The 19,330-nt window shown below is 63.7% G+C and carries 18 protein-coding genes; 13 read left to right on the top strand and 5 right to left on the bottom strand.

From position 1 onward, the window contains the following. The first annotated feature begins 21 nt into the window (after window positions 1-21). From fliI to CEJ45_RS03020, 13 genes are all read left to right on the top strand, one after another. Window positions 22-1,428: a flagellar protein export ATPase FliI gene (gene fliI / locus CEJ45_RS03080; RefSeq protein WP_088753759.1), complete on the top strand. Its 1,407-nt coding sequence runs from the start codon at window positions 22-24 to the stop codon at window positions 1,426-1,428. A 37-nt stretch (window positions 1,429-1,465) separates the two neighbouring features. Next, window positions 1,466-1,906, top strand: a complete 441-nt coding sequence (gene fliJ / locus CEJ45_RS03075) for a flagellar export protein FliJ (protein WP_088753758.1) — start codon at window positions 1,466-1,468, stop codon at window positions 1,904-1,906. A 106-nt stretch (window positions 1,907-2,012) separates the two neighbouring features. After that, entirely contained in the window at window positions 2,013-3,350 is a 1,338-nt protein-coding gene (locus CEJ45_RS03070) for a flagellar hook-length control protein FliK (RefSeq protein WP_088753757.1), read from the top strand. A gap of 137 nt (window positions 3,351-3,487) precedes the next feature. Continuing rightward, entirely contained in the window at window positions 3,488-4,003 is a 516-nt protein-coding gene (gene fliL / locus CEJ45_RS03065; protein WP_034338546.1) for a flagellar basal body-associated protein FliL, read from the top strand. 29 nt (window positions 4,004-4,032) lie between these two features. Continuing rightward, window positions 4,033-5,037, top strand: a complete 1,005-nt coding sequence (gene fliM / locus CEJ45_RS03060; RefSeq protein ID WP_017450944.1) for a flagellar motor switch protein FliM — start codon at window positions 4,033-4,035, stop codon at window positions 5,035-5,037. Window positions 5,038-5,039: 2 nt separating this feature from the next. Continuing rightward, window positions 5,040-5,495, top strand: a complete 456-nt coding sequence (gene fliN, locus CEJ45_RS03055; protein WP_088753756.1) for a flagellar motor switch protein FliN — start codon at window positions 5,040-5,042, stop codon at window positions 5,493-5,495. Between the two features lie 80 nt (window positions 5,496-5,575). Next, window positions 5,576-6,124: a flagellar biosynthetic protein FliO gene (fliO, locus tag CEJ45_RS03050; protein WP_088753755.1), complete on the top strand. Its 549-nt coding sequence runs from the start codon at window positions 5,576-5,578 to the stop codon at window positions 6,122-6,124. Next, the gene (fliP, locus tag CEJ45_RS03045; protein ID WP_370516284.1) at window positions 6,108-6,905 is read left to right on the top strand and encodes a flagellar type III secretion system pore protein FliP; all 798 of its coding nucleotides are present in this window, start codon (window positions 6,108-6,110) and stop codon (window positions 6,903-6,905) included. The genes fliO and fliP overlap by 17 nt, the downstream gene beginning before the upstream one ends. Window positions 6,906-6,923: 18 nt before the next feature. Then, on the top strand, window positions 6,924-7,193 hold the full coding sequence (gene fliQ / locus CEJ45_RS03040; protein ID WP_088753754.1) for a flagellar biosynthesis protein FliQ: 270 nt from the start codon (window positions 6,924-6,926) through the stop codon (window positions 7,191-7,193). Window positions 7,194-7,229: 36 nt separating this feature from the next. Further along, window positions 7,230-8,033, top strand: a complete 804-nt coding sequence (gene fliR, locus CEJ45_RS03035) for a flagellar biosynthetic protein FliR (protein ID WP_088753753.1) — start codon at window positions 7,230-7,232, stop codon at window positions 8,031-8,033. A gap of 114 nt (window positions 8,034-8,147) precedes the next feature. Further along, window positions 8,148-9,362, top strand: coding sequence for an efflux RND transporter periplasmic adaptor subunit (locus CEJ45_RS03030; RefSeq protein WP_088753752.1), 1,215 nt, complete (start codon window positions 8,148-8,150; stop codon window positions 9,360-9,362). A 7-nt stretch (window positions 9,363-9,369) separates the two neighbouring features. Next, on the top strand, window positions 9,370-11,334 hold the full coding sequence (locus tag CEJ45_RS03025; protein ID WP_088754022.1) for a MacB family efflux pump subunit: 1,965 nt from the start codon (window positions 9,370-9,372) through the stop codon (window positions 11,332-11,334). A gap of 11 nt (window positions 11,335-11,345) precedes the next feature. Beyond that, window positions 11,346-12,746 (top strand): efflux transporter outer membrane subunit, encoded by a 1,401-nt coding sequence (locus CEJ45_RS03020; RefSeq protein WP_088753751.1) that lies wholly within the window; start codon window positions 11,346-11,348, stop codon window positions 12,744-12,746. A 112-nt stretch (window positions 12,747-12,858) separates the two neighbouring features. Here the strand turns inward: CEJ45_RS03020 and flgL are convergent, their stop codons facing one another. The 5 genes from flgL to CEJ45_RS02995 form a co-directional block, all read right to left on the bottom strand. Further along, window positions 12,859-13,992 (bottom strand): flagellar hook-associated protein FlgL, encoded by a 1,134-nt coding sequence (gene flgL, locus CEJ45_RS03015; RefSeq protein WP_088753750.1) that lies wholly within the window; start codon window positions 13,990-13,992, stop codon window positions 12,859-12,861. A 20-nt stretch (window positions 13,993-14,012) separates the two neighbouring features. After that, window positions 14,013-16,334, bottom strand: a complete 2,322-nt coding sequence (gene flgK, locus CEJ45_RS03010) for a flagellar hook-associated protein FlgK (protein WP_088753749.1) — start codon at window positions 16,332-16,334, stop codon at window positions 14,013-14,015. A gap of 145 nt (window positions 16,335-16,479) precedes the next feature. After that, on the bottom strand, window positions 16,480-17,451 hold the full coding sequence (flgJ, locus tag CEJ45_RS03005; RefSeq protein WP_088753748.1) for a flagellar assembly peptidoglycan hydrolase FlgJ: 972 nt from the start codon (window positions 17,449-17,451) through the stop codon (window positions 16,480-16,482). Window positions 17,452-17,497: 46 nt separating this feature from the next. After that, on the bottom strand, window positions 17,498-18,628 hold the full coding sequence (locus CEJ45_RS03000) for a flagellar basal body P-ring protein FlgI (protein WP_088753747.1): 1,131 nt from the start codon (window positions 18,626-18,628) through the stop codon (window positions 17,498-17,500). Window positions 18,629-18,666: 38 nt separating this feature from the next. Beyond that, entirely contained in the window at window positions 18,667-19,326 is a 660-nt protein-coding gene (locus CEJ45_RS02995; protein WP_088754021.1) for a flagellar basal body L-ring protein FlgH, read from the bottom strand. Window positions 19,327-19,330 lie beyond the last annotated feature (4 nt).

The following is a 19,330-nucleotide window of genomic DNA, read 5'->3' as shown; positions in this document are numbered from 1 at the left end:
CTACTTGAACGGGAGACCCGCATGAACTCCCCGATGCCTTCCCATAGCAGCCTGTGGCAAGCCTACCTGCACAACTGTCGCAGCCTGGTCGCCATGGCCGAGCCTACTCGCACGGCCGGACGCATCACACGCGTGGCCGGCCTGGTGATGGAAGCGGTCGGACTGAAGCTTCCCGTGGGCAGCCCCTGCAATGTCCCGCTGCCCAACGGCATGATGATCGAAGCCGAAGTGGTGGGATTCCAGGATGAACGTTTGTTCCTGATGCCGCAGAGCGATGTCGAAGGCATCGTCCCCGGTACCCGCGTCTATCCGGTCGAACCGGTCCGCCCTCCCCCGCGCACCGGCCCCATCAGCTTCACCCCGCGCCGCGCCGACGAGCACAGCCGCCGCCTGCCGGTCGGTGACGAGTTGCTGGGCCGTGTGCTCGACGGTGCCGGCCGCCCGCTCGACAATCTCGGCCCGCTGCACACCGAACGCTCGGCCCCGCTGGCCGTGCGTGCCGCCAACCCGCTGGGCCGTGCGCCCATCCGCGACATTCTGGACACTGGCATCCGTGCCATCAACACCATGCTCACCGTCGGCCGTGGCCAGCGCATGGGACTGTTCGCCGGCTCGGGCGTGGGCAAGAGCGTGTTGCTGGGCATGATGGCGCGCTATACCAGCGCGGACGTGATCGTGGTCGGACTGATCGGTGAGCGCGGCCGCGAAGTGAAGGAATTCATCGAACAGATCCTCGGCGCCGAAGGCCTGGCACGCTCGGTCGTGGTGGCCGCGCCCGCCGATACCCCGCCGCTGATGCGCCTGCAGGGGGCCGCGTACTGCACCTCCATTGCCGAGTATTTCCGCGACCAGGGCAAGGATGTGCTGCTGATCATGGATTCGCTGACCCGTTACGCCATGGCCCAGCGCGAAATCGCCCTGGCCATCGGCGAACCGCCGGCTACCAAGGGCTATCCGCCGTCCGTGTTCGCCAAGCTGCCCGCCCTGGTGGAGCGCGCCGGCAACGGCGATGAAGGCGGCGGCTCCATCACCGCCTTCTACACCGTGCTCACCGAAGGCGACGACCAGCAGGACCCGATCGCCGATGCCGCCCGCGCCATCCTGGACGGCCACATCGTGCTCAATCGCCAGCTGGCCGAAGCGGGCCACTATCCGGCCATCGATATCGAACAATCCATCAGCCGTGCCATGCACAGCATCACGGATGCCGACCATCAACGCCGTTCGCGCCACCTGAAGCAATTGTATTCACGTTTCCAGCGCAACCGCGACCTCATCAGCGTCGGCGCGTACGCCGCTGGCAGCGATCCGGTGCTCGATGAAGCTATTGCCTTGTTGCCAAGAATGGAGTCCTTTTTGCAGCAGGGCATCCATGAGCAAGCCGATGTATCAGAGAGCTTGAGGCAACTTACCGCTCTATTCGGTTGATTGAGCGCGCATCCTCAAAAATATAATCAGAGTGATCATGGCTACTCCCTCCGCACTTGACACGCTGATTGAATTGGCGACCAAAGAGACCGACGAAGCGACCAAACGCCTCGGCCGGGCTATTCGCGTGAGTGAAGAAGCGCAACAGAAGCTGGGTATCCTGCAGCAATACCGCGACGATTACGCCGCGCGCTTCCAGGAAACCCTGACCAATGGCCTGACCGCCCTGGCGTATCGCAACTTCCAGCTGTTCCTGGAAAAGATCGACAACGCCATCGACGGCCAGGTCAACGTGGTGCAGAGCAGCCAGCAGCGGGTAGCCGAGGCGCGTGCCGCATGGCAGGCCTGCGAGCGCAAGCGCATGTCCTACGACACCCTGGCCACGCGGGCGCGCGACCAGGAAATGCGCAAGGAAAACAAGCGCGACCAGAAGTCCATGGACGAGCATGCTGCCCGCATCAGCTTCTACAAGCGCTGACCGCTGAAGCGGCCAGCCAGGCAAGACCGAAACAGACACCGCGCAAGCGAAGAACCGCAAACAGCATCCTAGAGCAGCAGACCGCATTTACCGACAGGCCACCATCATGAACACTTCCCTGCCGCTGTTGAACGTGATCACCGGCTCCCAGGCCGCCACAGGTTCGCGCTCGGGCAATCCCGCCGACAGCTTCTCGGCCGATGTGCCCTTCAACCAGGTGCTCAACAGCCAGGTCAATACCCGTGTGCAGGACAACCAGGCACAGGCGCGCCAGGCCCAGCAGAACGCCGAGAACCAGGCTGCCGCCAAGCAGGCAGCAGCCAACCAGTCCGCCGCCGCCCAGCAATCCCAGAATGCCTCCGCCAATGCCGGCGCCGCCAGCAAGAGTGCTGCCGGCGATGGCAGCGACAAGAGCAGCCAGGTCAGCGACAAGGACGAGGACGAGGACAGCACCGATACCACCACCCAGGCTTCAGCAGAACTGCTGGCCCTGGTCGCCAACATCGCGCAGAACGCCGTCACGCCGGCCGATGGCAAGGCCAAGGGCGAGAGCAGCGAAGCCGACCTGCTGGCCCAGGCCAAGCGCGGCGGCAAAATGTCGCTGGCCGACCAGCAGCAAGCCCTGGCCGACGAAAAGCAAGGCAAGGTCGACCCGGCCGCCCTGCAGGATGCGTTGGCAACCGCCCGCAGCAAGCAGGACGCCGCCGCCAGCGAACTGGCCAGCAAGCGCAATGCCGAAGCCAATCCGGCGCCACAGCCCGCCTCCGCCAAGGATGGAAAAGCGGCGATTGACCTGGGTGCTGCCGCCAAGGCCGAGCCCAAGGACGATGCCAGCGCCCTGTCCGCCCGCGCACAACTGGGCAAGGCCGCTCCCGAAGTCGCCGCACCCGCCGCCAAGCAGGATGCCGCCCAGGCCACGCCGACGCCCGTGGTCCTGCCGGCCGTCCAGACCGTGGCCGCCAGCCAGCCGCAAGCCGTGTTTGCGCCGGCCTACAGCGACAAGATCCAGTCCAACGTCGGCAGTGCCGGCTGGAACCAGGCCCTGGGCACCAAGATCACCTGGATGGCGACCGCCGGCATGCAAAGCGCCTCGCTGAGCCTGAATCCGCCCGACCTCGGCCCCATGCAGGTGGTGCTGAACGTGCACAACCAGCAGGCAGATGCCACCTTCATCACCGCCCAGCCCGAAGTGAAGCAGGCGCTGGAAGCGGCCATGCCCAAGCTGCGCGAAATGATGGACCAGGCCGGCATCCAGCTCGGCCAGGCCAATGTCCAGACCGGCATGCCCAACCATCAGCAGGGTGCCGGCAGCGGCCAGCAGCAGGCACGCAGCGGCAGCCCGGGCAGCTTCGGCAAGGAGCAGGAAGGCGATGTGGCCCTCAGTGGCACCACGGCAGCCAGCGCGACCACCAGCGGACTCGGGCTGGTCGACACCTTCGCCTGATCGCCACAAGACATGCCTGGCACCGCAAACCTTAAAAAATAAGCAATTTTCGTCCGCGCAGGACTCAACAATGTGATTTGCCTGCCGATAAGCAGATAAGCCCTCAACCCGCGCAGACGAACTGAAAGGAATAGTAGATGGCAACAAAAGGAAAAGCCCCGGCCAAGGGAGCTGAAGCAGATGCAGCACCGGCAAAATCGAGCAAGAAGATGCTGTTCATCATCGTGGGCGTGGTGCTGGTGCTGGTCATCGGCGGCGCCGCAGCGTTCTTCATGATGGGTGGCAAGGGCAAGAAGGGTGATGATCACGCCGAAGAGAAGGTCGAAGCCAAGGCCCCCACCTTCGTGGTGATCGAACCCTTCGTGGTGAACCTGCAGCAGGAAACCGGCGACCAGTACCTGCAAGTGGCAATGACCCTGCAAGTGCCGGATGGCCAGACCGCTGAAGCCTTGAAGCTGTACATGCCGCAAGTGCGCAGCCGCCTGCTGATGGTGCTGTCCAGCAAGAAGGCCTCGGAGCTGCTCACCAGCGAAGGCAAGCGCCGCCTGACCGACGAGATCATCGACCAACTGGGCGAGCCGTTCTCGGGCAAGGGCAAGGGACCGCAGATCACCGATGTGTTCTACACCTCGTTCGTGATCCAACAGCAGTAACACCGCATCGAAGTCAGAGATCGTCGACCATGGCCGAGCATTTTCTATCACAGGAAGAAGTCGATGCCCTTTTGAAGGGCGTGACGGGAGATGAAGACGAAGAAAAAATCGTCGAAGAAGCTCCTGGTACGGTACGTACCTACAACCTGGCCACGCAGGAACGCATCGTGCGCGGGCGCATGCCCACGCTGGAAATCATCAACGAGCGTTTCGCGCGTCTGTTCCGCATCGGCTTGTTCAACTTCATTCACCGCACCGCCGAGATTTCGGTCGGTCCGGTGAAGGTGTCCAAGTACAGCGAATTCATCCGCAACCTGGTGGTGCCGACCAACCTGAACCTGGTCCACATCAAGCCCTTCCGCGGCATCGGGCTGGTGGTGTTCGACCCGCAGTTCGTGTTCATGCTGGTCGACAACATGTTCGGCGGCGACGGCCGCTTCCACACCCGCATCGAAGGCCGTGAATTCACGCCCACCGAGCAGCGCATCATCATGCGCGTGCTGGAGATCACCTTCGAGACCTACGCCAAGTCGTGGGAACCGATCTATCCGATCGAATTCGAATTCATTCGCTCGGAAATGAATACGCAGTTCGCCAACATCGCCACGCCCAACGAAGTGGTGGTCTCGACCACCTTCACCGTCGAGCTGGGGCCGGTGTCGGGCGAAATCCACATCTGCACGCCCTACTCGATGATCGAGCCGGTACGTGACCGCCTCACCAGCAGCATGCAGGGCGAGGCACTGGAAGTGGACAAGCGCTGGATCCGCCTGATGAAGCAGCAGATCCAGACCGCCGAGGTCGAACTGATCGTCAATTTCGGCACCGCCCGAGTCAATTTCACCGATCTGCTGCACATGCAGGTCGGCGACGTCATTCCGCTGCAGACCAATACGACCGTCGAGGCACAGGTTGACGGCGTACCGGTGATGGAATGCAGCTACGGCCAGTCCAATGGCCAATACGCATTGCGCGTTGAAAAACTGCTGTCCATCACCCATCAAGAAACACCGGAAAGCTTTCAAGGAGATTAGTAATGGCTGATGAGAACGTAGCAGGCGCAGGCGCAGCGGAAGACGATCCGTGGGGCGCGGCCATGGCCGAGCAGACCCAGGCCGAAGAAGCGCAAAAGAAGGGCGAGATGGAAGACGAGAAAGGCCTCAGCGCGGCGCCCGCGATGGCCACCGTCTTCAAGGACCTGAGCGCCGCCGATATCAAGACCAATACCCCCAACGATATCGACTTCATCCTCGATATCCCGGTGCAGCTGACCGTGGAATTGGGTCGCACCAAGATCGCCATCAAGAACCTGCTGCAACTGGCGCAAGGTTCGGTGGTGGAACTGGATGGCATGGCCGGTGAACCGATGGACGTGCTGGTCAACGGCTGCCTGATCGCGCAAGGCGAAGTGGTGGTGGTCAACGACAAGTTCGGTATCCGCCTGACCGACATCATCACGCCGGCAGAACGCATCCGCAAGCTCAACCGCTGAGCGGGATGGCTTCTGTTTTGATGATACGTTTTGACGCAGCATCGATGTCGCAGTGTTGGTGCCGGATCCGTCCGGCGCTGATGTCTGCCTGGCTCCTGCTGGGCGGCACGATGGTCACGGCAGCCCAGGCCTGGGCCGAAACCGCCGCGGCAGCCAGCAGCGCTGCAGTCCCGGTAGCGGCACCGGCAACCGCAACAGCACCAGCGGCGGCAGCCCCGGCGGCGACCGCCGCCAGCACTTCCCTTCCCTCTTCCTCCGGCAGTGTCTTCACCATGCTCTTCGGGCTGATCGCGGTACTGGCCGTGATGGCCGGGGTGGCCTGGCTCTTCAAACGCTTTGGCCTGGCCAACAGCATGGGAGGCAATGCCGTGGCCAAGGTGGTCGGCGGCGTCTCGGTCGGTACGCGCGAACGGGTGATGGTCGTCGAAGTGGGCGAGCAGTGGATCGTAGTCGGCGTTGCCCCCGGCCGGGTCAATGCCCTGGCCACGCTGCCGCGCCAGGAAGGCGTGGCGGACCGGCCGGCCGCGACAGGTCCGGCCTTTGCCACCTGGCTCAAGCACACCATGGATAAACGAAATGGCGGCACCGGCAGCGGTGACCGTGCGGGTAATGATGGCAGCACACCTTAAGCCGCAAGGCATCCTCTCTTCCCTTCTCCGCCGCAGCGGCGCGCTCCTGCGCAGCCGCTACTGGTGGATGGCGCTGCTGTGCCTGCCGCTGGCGGCTTCGGCCCAGCAAGGCCTGCCGGCACTGAACAGCATGCCCGCCCCGGGCGGTGGCACGAATTATTCGCTGCCGATCCAGACCATGCTGTTCCTCACCTCGCTGTCGTTCATTCCGGCGGCGTTGCTGATGATGACCTGCTTCACCCGCATCGTGATCGTGCTGTCGCTGCTGCGCCAGGCACTGGGCACGCAGTCCACCCCGCCCACCCAGGTGCTGGTGGGACTGTCGCTGTTCCTGACCTTCTTCGTCATGAGTCCGGTGTTCGACCGCATCTATACCGAGGCCTACCAGCCCTTTGCGGAAAACAAGATCCAGATGATGGAAGCACTCGACAAGGGAGCCGCGCCCCTGAAGGAGTTCATGCTCAAGCAGACCCGCCAGTCGGATTTGGCGCTGTATGTGAAGCTTTCTCGCGGCCCCGCCCTGCAGGGTCCGGAGGACGTGCCTTTGCGCTTGCTGGTCCCAGCCTTCGTCACCAGTGAACTGAAGACTTCTTTCCAGATCGGCTTTGCCATCTTCATCCCCTTCCTCATCATCGACATGGTGGTGGCCAGTATCCTGATGTCGATGGGCATGATGATGATGTCGCCGGCCATCGTCTCGCTGCCCTTCAAGCTGATGCTGTTCGTGCTCGTGGATGGCTGGCAGCTGCTGATCGGTTCCCTGGCCCAGAGTTTCTACTAGCCCAAGGCAAGGATACGTATGACACCCGAAAGCGTCATGACCATGGGCCGCCAGGCCATGGAAGTCACCCTCCTGATCGCTGCCCCGATGCTGATCACGGCCCTTCTCATCGGGCTGCTGGTGAGCATCTTCCAGGCCGCGACCCAGATCAACGAACAGACGCTGACCTTCATTCCCAAGCTGGTGGGCGTGTTCCTGGCCTTGATCATCGCCGGTCCGTGGATGCTGACCGTCATCCTCGACTACATGCACACCATGTTCAGCGGGATTCCCGCCATGGTCCAGTAAGCCGGTCCGCCGGGCAGGCCCGGCGGCTCCTGATCCATGCTCACCTTCACCAGCCAGCAACTCTACGCCTGGGTCGCCATGTTCATCTGGCCGACCACGCGTATCCTCGGGCTGCTGTCCATTGCACCGCCCTTCGGCAGCGCCAGCGTGCCCATGCTGGTCAAGATCCTACTGGGCATCGCCATCGGCGTTGTGCTGGCGCCGGACGTACCGATCCCGCCGGCCATCGACCCCATGTCGATGACGGGATTGCTGATCCTGCTGCAGCAGTTGCTCATCGGCCTGTCCATGGGCTTTGCCATGCGCGTGGTGTTTGCCGCCGTGGAAGCGGCGGGTGAACTGACCAGTTCCACCATGGGCCTGTCGTTTGCGGCCTTCTTCGATCCCCAGACCCAGGGCCGTACGGCCGTCATCAGCCAGGTCTTCTCGCTGCTGGCGACCATGGTCTTCCTCAGCCTCAATGGCCATCTGCTGTTGCTGCAGGCGATGGCCGAGAGCTTCCATACACTGCCCATCACGGGTGTGCCGATTACCACCGAAGGCTTCCACGAGCTGGCCCTGTGGGGCGCCAAGGTGTTCAGCATGGGGCTGCAGTTGTCGCTGCCGCTGCTGATCGCCCTGCTGATCACCAACTTCGCGCTGGGCATCCTCACCCGCGCGGCACCGCAGCTCAATCTCTTCGGGATCGGTTTTTCGATTACCATGCTGGCGGGCTTCATCCTGATCGCCTTCGCCCTGCCCTACATGCTCACGCCCTTGCAGCGCTTCCTTGCCGATGGCATCGAGATGGTCCGTTTGCTGGGCAGCGTGCCGCCGGTCAATGCCCTGCCCAAACCGTAAGCAGCCGGACTGCTGTCACAACATTTACGTCTCCTGACACACGGCCGGCGTCGCCAGCCCCACAATGACGCCTTTGCGCGCGGCCACCGTCAGGCCGACCCTGATTTTTTTCGCATGAACCTCGCCTACTTCCGCCGTCCAAAAATTCTCTTCCTCAGTCTCGCCGTCCTGCTGGCCGGCGGCTACCTGGTGCACCGCGCGCTCACCCCGCCGCCGCCACCCGGCTACCTCAGCGCCATCGCCACGGTCACCGACATCCAGGACGTGGTACTGGCCAGCGGCACGGTCAAGGCCTACAAGCAGGTCAGCGTCGGTGCCCAGGTATCAGGCCAGATCAAGTCGCTCAAGGTGGCCCTGGGAGACCGCGTCAAGAAGGGCCAGCTGGTGGCCGAGATCGACTCCCTGACCCAGGCCAATGCACTGGCCAGCGCCCAGTATTCGCTGCAGAACCTGCAGGCCCAGCTGCGTGCCAAGGAAGCCAGCCTGAAGCAGGCCCAGCTGGCCTATGCACGGCAACAGATGATGCTGGCCGGGGACGCCAGCTCGCGCGAGAACTTCGAGAGCGCCGAGGCCACCCTCAATACCACCCGCGCCGACATCGCGGCCCTGCAGGCACAAATCAAGGACGGCGCCATCAAGGTCGACACCGCGCGCCTGAACCTGGGCTATACCCGGATCACGGCACCCATCGACGGCGAAGTGGTGGCCATCGTGGCGCAGGAAGGCCAGACCGTGAACGCCAACCAATCCACCCCGACCATCATCAAGGTGGCGCGCATGGATACGGTCACCATCAAGGCGCAGATCTCCGAAGCCGACGTGGTGCGCGTCAAGCCTGGCCTGCCGGTATTCTTCACCATCCTGGGCGACCCCGACCACCGCTATCGCACCACCTTGCGCGCCATCGAACCGGCACCGGATTCAATCCTGCAGGACGACACCGCCACCAGCACCACGGCCAGCACCAGCAGCAGTGCCAGCTCCACGGCGATCTACTACAACGGCCTGCTGGACCTGCCCAACCCCGATGGCAAGCTGCGCATCTCGATGACCACGCAGGTCAACATCGTGCTTTCCGAAGCCAAGGAGGCGCTGGTGGTGCCCTCCACCGCCCTGGGCGCCAGGGATGCCCAAGGCCGCTACACCGTACGTGTGCTGGACGCGCAAGGCCAGGCGCAGGAGCGCCAGGTACGTATCGGCATCAACACCAATGCCCAGGTGCAGATCGTCGAGGGACTCAAGGCCGGCGAACGCGTGGTGACCGGCACCGCCCTGCCGGGCGCCGCCGACAACAGCAGCGAGCGTCGTGGCCCGCCGCCGCGCATGTAAGTTCGCCATGACGACACCTTTGCTGCAATTGCGCGCACTGCGCCGCGACTTTCCGGCCGGGGATGACACCATCACCGTGCTCAACGACGTCAACCTCGACATCTGCGCCGGCGAAATGGTCGCCATCGTCGGGGCCTCCGGTTCGGGCAAGTCGACGCTGATGAACATCCTCGGCTGCCTCGACAAGCCCAGCGCCGGCAGCTACCTGGTCGCCGGACGCGAGACCGGCAAGCTGGCCCCGGACGAACTGGCACAGTTGCGCCGCGAGCATTTCGGTTTCATCTTCCAGCGCTATCACCTGCTGTCGGACCTGGACGCCACCGCCAACGTGGAGGTGCCCGCCGTCTATGCCGGCCAGGAACCGGCGCAGCGCCGCCAACGGGCCGCCCAGCTGCTGGCGCGGCTCGGCCTGGCCGATCGTGGCCACCACAAGCCCGGCCAGCTCTCGGGCGGACAGCAGCAGCGCGTCTCGATTGCGCGCGCGCTGATGAATGGCGGCGACGTGATCCTGGCCGACGAGCCCACGGGTGCGCTGGACAGCCACAGCGGCCACGAGGTGATGAACATCCTCAAGGAATTGCATGCCGAGGGCCACACCATCATCATCGTCACGCACGACATGCAGGTGGCCAGCAATGCCCAACGCATCATCGAGATCAAGGATGGCGTCATCATTGCGGATCGCCGCAACGAACCCGACCAAACCGCGCCGGTAAACGGCGTGATCAAGCAGGAACGCCAGCAACGCCGCCAGGCCAGCACCTGGCGCGCCGGGCTGGACCGTTTCAAGGAAGCGCTGCGCATGTCGCTGCTGGCCATGAATGCGCACCGCCTGCGCAGTTTCCTGACCATGCTGGGCATCATCATCGGCATCGCCTCGGTGGTCTCGGTAGTGGCGCTGGGCAGCGGCTCGCGCGAGCAGATCCTCTCCGACATCAGCGCCATGGGGACCAATACCATCGACATCTTTCCCGGCACCGATTTCGGCGACATGAAGTCGGCCGCCATCCGTACCCTCACGCCAGCCGATGCCGCCGCCCTGGCGGAACAGAATTACGTGGACAGCGTCACCCCCAGCGTAGCCACGGCCTCCTCGGCACGCTACGGCAACATCTCGGTGACGGCCACCATCAATGGCGTAGGTGAACAGTATTTCCGCGTGCGCGGGCTGAAGATGGCGCAGGGCATGAGCTTCGACAACGACAGCATCCGGCGCCAGGCACAGGAAGTGGTGATCGATGCCAACACCTACAAGAAGCTCTTCCCCAACGGCGGCAACGCGCTGGGTGAAGTCATCTTCCTGGGTAGCGTGCCCTGCCGTGTGATCGGCGTGACGCAAAAGCGCGAGAACGGCTTCGGCAACAATAGCGCGCTCAACGTCTGGGTGCCCTACACGACGGCCATGAGCCGCGTCATCGGCCAGCGCTACCTGAGCGGCATCACCGTGCGGGTCAGCGACAAGGTGCCCAGCGCGGCGGCGGAACAAGGCATCACCCAGCTGATGACGCTGCGCCATCGCACCAAGGACTTCTACATCTTCAACACCGACAGCATCCGCCAGACCATCGAGAAGGCCACGGCAACACTGACCCTGCTGGTATCGATGATCGCGCTGATCTCGCTGGTGGTGGGCGGCATTGGCGTAATGAACATCATGCTGGTGTCGGTCACCGAGCGTACCCGCGAGATCGGGGTGCGCATGGCCGTGGGTGCGCGCCAGAGCGACATCATGCAGCAGTTCCTGATCGAAGCCGTGCTGGTCTGCCTGGCCGGCGGCTTGCTGGGCGTGCTGCTGGCGTTGTCCTTTGGCGCGGTGTTTGCACACTTCGTCAGCAGCTTCCGCCTGATCTATTCCACTGCCTCCATCGTCAGCGCCTTCGCCTGCTCCACCCTCATCGGCGTGGTGTTCGGCTTCCTGCCGGCGCGCAATGCCGCGCGGCTCAATCCGGTGGATGCCCTCGCCCGCGAATGAAATTGCCCGCCATGTCCAAGCACCTGACTACTCCACTTCCATCGCGCCTGGCACTGCTGCTGGCACTGGCCCTGCTGGGCGGCTGCAGCAGTCTGGTGCGTACTCCCTACGCGCCACCCGTTACCCAGACCCCGGCGGCCTGGCAACAGGCTGGCCAGGCCGCCACGGTCAATGCCAGCCGCTGGTGGCAGGGCTTCGGCGACGACACGCTCTCCGCCCTGATCGACGAGGCCCTGCGCAAGAACAACGACCTGGCCGTGGCCACCATCAAGGTCAGGCGTGCCCAGTTGCAGGCCGGCATCGCCGAGGATGCCTTCATCCCGGCCCTGGGCGCACAGCTGGGCAGCAGCGGCAGCAAGGCGCTGGACGGCAGCCGCCAGACCAGCCGCGCCAGCCAGAATTCGGTGAGCCTGTCCTATGAAGTCGATCTCTGGGGCCGACTGGGTGCCAACTACGATGCGGCGCGCTGGGAAGCCCTGGCGACCGCGCAAGACCGGGCGGCGACCGCCCTCTCCCTGGTCGGCACCACCGCCAACCTCTACTGGACCGGTGCCTACCTGAACCAGCGCCTGCGCAGCGCCGAACAGAGCATCGCCTACGCGCAGAAGACGCTGGACCTGGTCCAGACCCAATACCGCGCCGGTGCCGTCTCTTCGCTGGAGCTGCTCACGGCCCGACAGAACCTGCTGAGCCAGCAATCGAGCTATACCGAGCTGGTACAGCAGCAAGTCGAGAATGACAACGCCCTGGCCATCCTGTTCGACAGCCCGCCCGGCCAGCGCCGCAGCCTGCCGCCGGCCTTGCCGCAGCAGCCCCTGCCGGCGCTCGAAGCGGGACTGCCGGCCGAGCTGCTGGCGCGGCGTCCGGACCTGCAAGCAGCCGAATTGCGGCTGCGTGAAGCCCTGGCCAATGTCGACCTCACCCGCACCAGCTTTTATCCCAAGCTGAGCCTGACCGGCTCGCTGGGCACCAGCAGCGACGCCCTGCTGCGGCTGGTCCAGAATCCGGTGGCTTCGCTGGCCGCCCAACTGAGCCTCCCTTTCCTGCAGCAGACCCAGATGAAGCTGCAGGTCGGCGTTTCACAGGCGGACTATGACAGCGCCCTGGCCCAGTTCCGCCAGACCCTCTACAGTGCCTTCAGCGATGTCGAAAATGCCCTCTCGGCGCGCGAGCAATATGCGCGACAGCAGGCGCTGCAGGCACGCAATGTCGAGGTGGCCCGGGCCGCCGAACAGCTCTACGAATTGCGCTACCGGGCTGGCTCGGCCACCCTGCAGGCCTGGCTGGACCAGCAGGACAAGCGCCGCAGCGCCGAGAACACCCTGGCCCAGGTGCGGCTGAACCAGCTCAAGAACCAGATGACCCTGTACCAGGCCCTCGGTGGCGACGCCCGGGCCGAGCCGCTTCGCTGAAGACGGCACCGCATCAGCGCACCAAGCAAAAAGGCGAACCCGGAGGTTCGCCTTTTTGTCGTTTCCTTCACTGCGATCGGCCTGCAACGCCGTCGCCGTGAAAGGAAATTCATTATTTCAGGTAGTTCAGCAGAGTCAGGCCACTGGTAGTGACGAAGACCTTCTGCGCAGCCGACAAATAGGTCTGCTTGAGGGTCAGGTCGCTGATCAGCTCGCTGGTATCGGACAGGTTGCGGCCCAGCAGGTTGTTGATGGTCTGGGTGTAGTTTTCCTTGTTGACCTCACCGGCTGCATCCAGGTTGTCCAGTTCGTTCTGGCGGGCGCCGATGGAGGCCTTCACCGTGGAGACGCTGCTGGCCAGCGAATCGATCTGGGTGTTGAACTGCGCCAGGTTGCGCGCCAGTGCTGCCTGGCTGCCCACCACCGGGGTGCGTGCCGCATTGGCCGCATCCGATTGCAGCTTCAATGCTGCCGTGGACGTGAATTGCGCCTGGTAGGCAGGATCGTCCGGCTTCATGGCGTCCAGGGTGGCCTGGGCGGCCTTGTAGGCGGCGATCGGGGTCTGGCCGCTGCCGGCCGGATAGACATAGGCGTTGGCCGCGGCGTCATCGGCCTTGTTGGCAGCTTCCGTGACCGGCACCGACAAGATGTTGATCATGTTGGTCATGGTCTTGAAGATGTCCTGGCCATTGCCCTGGAACACCGTCTGGCCCGATGCGCTGATATCCATCTGGCGGGTCGAGTCCACCTGCAGCGTCATGGCGCCCTGGTCACCGTTGTAGGTGACGCCGCCAGTGCCGTCCAGGGTGAAGGGCTGGGTGGTGCTCTTGAAACCGGCGAAGATGTAGTTGCCCTGCCCGTCCTGGGCATTGGCATAGCCCAGCACTTCGTTGAGGTTGCCCTTGATCTCGGAAGCCATGTTGATGCGCTCGGCATTCGAATACGAGGCATTGCCGGCCGTGATGACGTTGGACTTCAGCTTGGTCAGCATGTTGGTCAGGCTGTCCAGGGTACCCTGCACGGTCGCCAGGGCGCTGTTGGCGTTCTGGCGATTGGTCTTGAACTGGTCGTTCAGGGCCGAGGTCTGGGTCATGTCCAGGGCGCGGGCGGCGGCCACCGGATCATCCGAGGGCAGCAAGACCTTCTGCTGCGCCGTCACCTGCTGCGTGAGCTTCAGGATCTGGCTCTGCATGCTGGTCAGGTCGTTGTTGCTCGACTGATAAAGCATCTGGGTGCTGATACGCATGGTCTTCTTCCTTTAACTGATTAACCGCCCAGGGTGAGCAGGACATTGATCATGTCGCTGGCGGCCTGGATGATCTTGGCCGCCGCCTGGTACTGCTGCTGGTTGCGGATCATGTTGGCCAGTTCCTCGTCCTGGTTGACGCCGGACTCGGTCTGCTGCTGGGTCTGGATCGCCGTCAGCCGGGTCTTTTCGGCCGTATTGGTGACGTTGATCTCGTTGGTCTTGTTGCCGATGGTGGCCACCAGCTGCGAGTAGGAACCCTGGAAGCTGGTGCCATTGATGGTGTTGGCCGTCTGCAGGCCGGCCAGGGCCAGCGCGTTGCGGTTGTCCGAGGTCGCGTTGGTATTGGCAGAAATGGTGAACTGGTCGCCATTGGAGGGCTGGCCCGAGATCTGGAACTTCACGCCGCTGATCTCGTAGGTGTCCCCTGCCGTGTAGGCCAGGCTGGTCGCACCACCGGCGATGGCGGTGGTGGTGCCATCCTTGTGGGTGATGGTGCCGCCGCCGGCAGGCACGGCCGGCGAAATGGTGAATGCCGGAGGTGCTGCCGCAGTGTTGTAGGTCAGCGTGGTGGGCTTGGTCAGCGGCGTGGTCGTGGTCAGGTAAGGCGCAGTCACCGAACCGGCGTTGATGGTCGCCGTGCCCTTGTTGGCTGCCACCGGAGCGAAGTTGAACTGGTCGCCTACCGACGGGGTGCCGGTCAGGGCATACGTCACCCCACCGCTGCTGATGGTCATGCCCGGCGTGTAGTTGAAGGCCGTGCCTGCCGGGACCGAACCGGTGGTGCCATCCGGATTGGTAAAGGTCACCGCCGGTGCCGGTGCCGCACCCGTCCATGCCGCCGTCAGCTGCACCTGCGCGCCGCTCAGCGATGCCGTGAACGAGACCGACGATCCCTGCTTGAAGGTGGCCGGATCCAGCGAGGTATTGGAAATGATCGCGTTGCCGGTATTGGTGGCCGGCGTGCTGGCGTTGACGTTGTTGGTCGCGTTGGCGGAGGTCGAGATCGGTGCCGCCGTAGCCAGCAATTGCGTGTTGTTCAGTGCCAGCGAGAAGGCCGTTGCGCCGTTGGCGGTCGGCTGGATCTTGTAGGTGTTGCCGCTGGCCATGGTCGGCGCGCCAGCCGGGGTGCCACCGTCGGAGTAGGTCACGCCATCAAGCGTGACCGGAAAATCGCCAGCGACCTTGACGGTCTTGGTGTTGTCCGACAGGCGCGTGAAGGTGTAGTTGGTGCCGTCATAGCTCAGCGTGTAGTCGCTGGTGGTCAGCGCCGACGGGTCGGAGATGGTCGTAGTCAGGTTGGTCGTGCCGGTATTGGTCGGGAAACCGATCAGGTTGGGCGAACTGACGTTGAACATGTTGGTGCCGGGATTGCCGTTCTGGTCCAGGCCCAGCTTTTGCTGCTGGTTGAACGCCGTGCCCATGGCAATGGCAATGCGGCCCAAGGCATTCTGGGTCGGATCCAGGGTCTCGCTGCGGTACTTCAGCAAGCCGCCGAGGCTACCGCCATCATAGAAGAAGCTGTCCGGGATGGTCGCCGTGCCGCCACCCGGCAGCACCTGGCCGACCTGCAGGCGCGAGACGTCGGTGGGCGAATTGGTCACGGTCAGTTGCGTGATCTGGTCACCCGTCACCAGCGACTGGCCGGTACCGATGAACACGCTCACTGCGCCCGAATCCTGGGGCACGGTGGTGATCTTGACGTACTTGTTGAGTTCGGCCACCAGCTGGTCGCGCTGGTCCAGCAAGTCATTGGGCTGCTGCCCGCCACCACTGCCCACGGCGCTGACGATGGCCTGGTTCAGCTTGGCGATCTGTTGCGCGTAGGAGTTGATGCTGGTGACGGTCGAGGTGATCTGGCTGTTGACGGCAGCGCTGCTCTGCTGGAGCTGGTCGTTGATGCTCGACACGCGTGCCACCAGGGTCGAGGCCTGCGACAGCACCGACTGGCGCGAGGCCTGGGTATTCGGGTTGGAGGCCAGGTTCTGGATGGCCGCAAAGAAGTCCTGCAAGGCCGGCGACAGGCCCGCCTTGGTGTCGGCCACCATGTTGTTGATCTGCGAGATCTGCGCGTAATACGAATCCAGCGAGCTGGCCGAGCTCTGCGAAGCCAGCGCCTGCTTGGTCAGGAAATCGTTGTAGATGCGCTTGATCTGGGTAACCTGGGCACCTTGGCCGACGAAGCCGTAGCCGTAGTTGATGCCGCCGGCCGAGCTTTGCACGACTTCCTGGCGGTTGTAGCCGGGAGTGGTGGCGTTGGAGATGTTGTGGCTGGTGGTGGCTTGCGCCGCCATGGCCGCCTGCAACGCGCTTTGCCCGATACTGAAGATGTTAGTTGCCATGCTAGGTTGTCGTCCCTGAAAGCTTTTAGCGGAATAACCAAGTCAACGGCAGGATTGACCAAAACTTTAGAGGATCCGGGCCAAATTTGTTTCCGGCCGGAACCGATGAGCTTGCCAGCCCTTCCCGCCCCTTGGCGAGGCAGGATCAGGCCGAGAGCGACTGGCGGATGATGCGCGACAGCTTTTCCGCATAGTGCGGATCGGTGGCGTAGCCGGCACGCTGCAGCCCGTAGGCGAAGCCATGGGCATCCTGGGCGCTGGCCAGCACCTTCTCGTAGCGCGGATTGCTGCGCAGCAAGTTGGCGTAGTCCTTGAAGGCATCGGCATAGGAATCGTAGGCGCGGAATTTCTCCACGCGCTTCTGCGGCTTGCCGTTGATGTATTCGATGGTGGTGGCCTCGACCACCTTGCCGGTCCAGTTGCCGGTGGCCTTGATACCGAACAGGTTGTGCGCCGAACGGCCGTCACGGGTAACGATTTCCTTCTTGCCCCAGCCGGTTTCCAGCGCGGCCTGGGCCAGCATGAACTTGGCGGGAATGCCGGTGATCTTGCTGGCCATTTCCGCATCGGCCTGCAGGCGATTCTGGAACGCTTCCACGTGGGCCGGCTTGTTGGAGTTGCGGCGCTGCTTGTTGCGGCCATCCTGGTCGGTACCCTCCGCGGCCTGCTGGCTGGCGAAGCTCTGGATGAACTTGGCACGGTCGGCGTCGCTCATGTCCTTGACCAGCGGAATGCCCATCGGCAGACCTTCTTCGCCCGGCGTCGGATTACCCTCCAGGTCCTGCGCATCGGGCAGCTTCTTGGGCAGCGAAGCCGAGAGCTGGCGCGTGAGCACATCGGCCAGGCCCACTCCGCGCTGGGCCAGGCTCTGGCTGAGCTGCTGGTCGAGCATGGAGGTAAACATCTTGGTCTGCTCGTTGTCGAACGGGCCATTTTGCGGGGTGGCATCACGCATGCTCTTCATCACCATGTTCAGGAACAACGCCTCGAACTGCTTGGCGGCCCCCTTGATGGACTCCGGCGAGTTCTGTTTGGCAGCCTCGCGCAGGCCGTTCAGCCCATTCGCATCGACAGCCAGACTCTCGGTCGGATTGGATGGGTTGATCTTGTTGAGCATGGATGACCTTGGTGGAATGCGTTGGAAGTTGGATCGGCCCGGAGCGTCAGATCACTTCGAGTTCGGCACGCAGGGAACCGGCGGCCTTCATGGCCTGCAGGATCGCCAGCAAGTCCTGGGGCGTGGCGCCGATGGCATTGAGCGCCTTGACTACGTCGGACAGCGAGGCCCCGCCCTTCAACAGCATGACCTTGCCTGGCTCCTTGTTGATCGACACCTGGGCATTCTGCACGCCGGCCGTCTGGCCACCAGCCAGGGCATTGGGCTGGCTGACCGCATTGTCGGCCTGGATCACCACCGACAGGTTGCCGTGCGACACCGCGCAGGTATCGAGCATGACACTCTGGTTCATCACCACCGAGCCGGTACGGGCATTCAGGATCACCTTGGCGGCCAGCTTGCCGGGGGTGACATCGACGTTTTCCAGGGCACCGAGGAAGGCCACCCGGTCGCCGCTGGAAATCGGTGCACGTACGCGAATGACGCGACCATCCTGGGCCACGGCGGTGTCATTGCCGAAACGCTTGTTGAGCGCATCGACCACCCGGCTGGCGGTCGAGAAATCATTGTCGTTCAGTTCCAGCATGACCATGTCGCCGCCGCCGAGCGAGCTGGGCACGGCCCGTTCCACGGTCGCACCGCCCGAAATGCGGCCGGCCGACAGCTGGTTGATGACGGTGCTGCTGCCTGCTGCCGAACCGCCCGCACCGCCGACCACGATGTTGCCCTGGGCGATGGCGTAGATCTGGCCGTCAGCACCTTTCAAGGGTGCCATCAGCAGCGTACCGCCACGGATGCTCTTGGCATTGCCGATGGAAGAAACGGTCACGTCGATCAGCTGGCCCGGCTGCGCGAAGGCCGGCAAGGTGGCCGTCACCATCGCGGCGGCCACGTTCTTCAACTGCATGTTGCTGCTGGTGCCGGTAGGCACGTTCACGCCCAGCTGCTGCAGCATGCTGATGACGCTCTGCACCGTAAAGGGAGTCTGGGTGGTCTGGTCACCGCTGCCGTCGAGGCCCACGACCAGGCCGTAGCCGACCAGCTGGTTCTGGCGCACGCCCTGGATGCTGGCCAGGTCCTTGAGGCGCTCGGCGTTGGCCGGCGCAGCCGCCGCCAGGCACAGCGCCGCCACGGCAGCTGCCGACAGCAGCTTGCTGCCCATCCTGATCATGTCCATGGCGAAAAATCCTTTCCGGGTCATTGCACTACTCCACATCAGAAAGGAGAAACGCTGAAGAAGAATCGGCCCAGCGAAGACATGAAGTCAGCCATGTCCACGCGGGTGTTGGTACGGTATTCGACCTTGGCATCGGCCACCAGGGTCGAGGAAACGGTGTTGCCGGTCTGGATGTTGTCGGGGCTGACGGTGCCGGAGAAGCGGACATATTCCACGCCCTTGTCCAGCGCCACCTGCTTTTCACCCGAGACCACCAGGTTGCCGTTGGGGAGCACTTCCACCACGGTGACACCGATGGTGCCGGTGAAGGTATTGCTGGAGCTGGTGGCGCCCTTGTCCTCGAACTTGGAGGACGAGCTGCCGGTGGCCGACAACTCCTTGATGGTGGTGCCAAAGATGGTCGGTGCGGGCGAGGCCACTGCGCCCGTCTTGCTGGCCGAGCTGCCGGCGGACTTGCCGGCACTGGTCTTTTCGTTGATGACGATGGTGATGGTGTCCCCCACCAGGCGCGCACGGCGATCCTCCAGCAGGGGGCGGTACACCGCCGACTGGAAGATCGCACCGGAGGTCGGGGGCGCATAGGACGCCGGTTGCGGACGCGCCGTCTTGGGCCCGGTCACGATACTGTCCGGCACGGTGGTGCAAGCGGTGACGCTCAACACGCCCGCGATGGTGGCCAATTTCAGCATGCTCTTCATCATT

Source organism: Herbaspirillum aquaticum (assembly GCF_002213425.1).
GTDB classification, from domain to species: Bacteria; Pseudomonadota; Gammaproteobacteria; order Burkholderiales; family Burkholderiaceae_D; genus Herbaspirillum; species Herbaspirillum aquaticum.
Note: the sequence above shows the minus strand (reverse complement) of the source record. Positions and strands in the feature narration are given on the sequence as shown.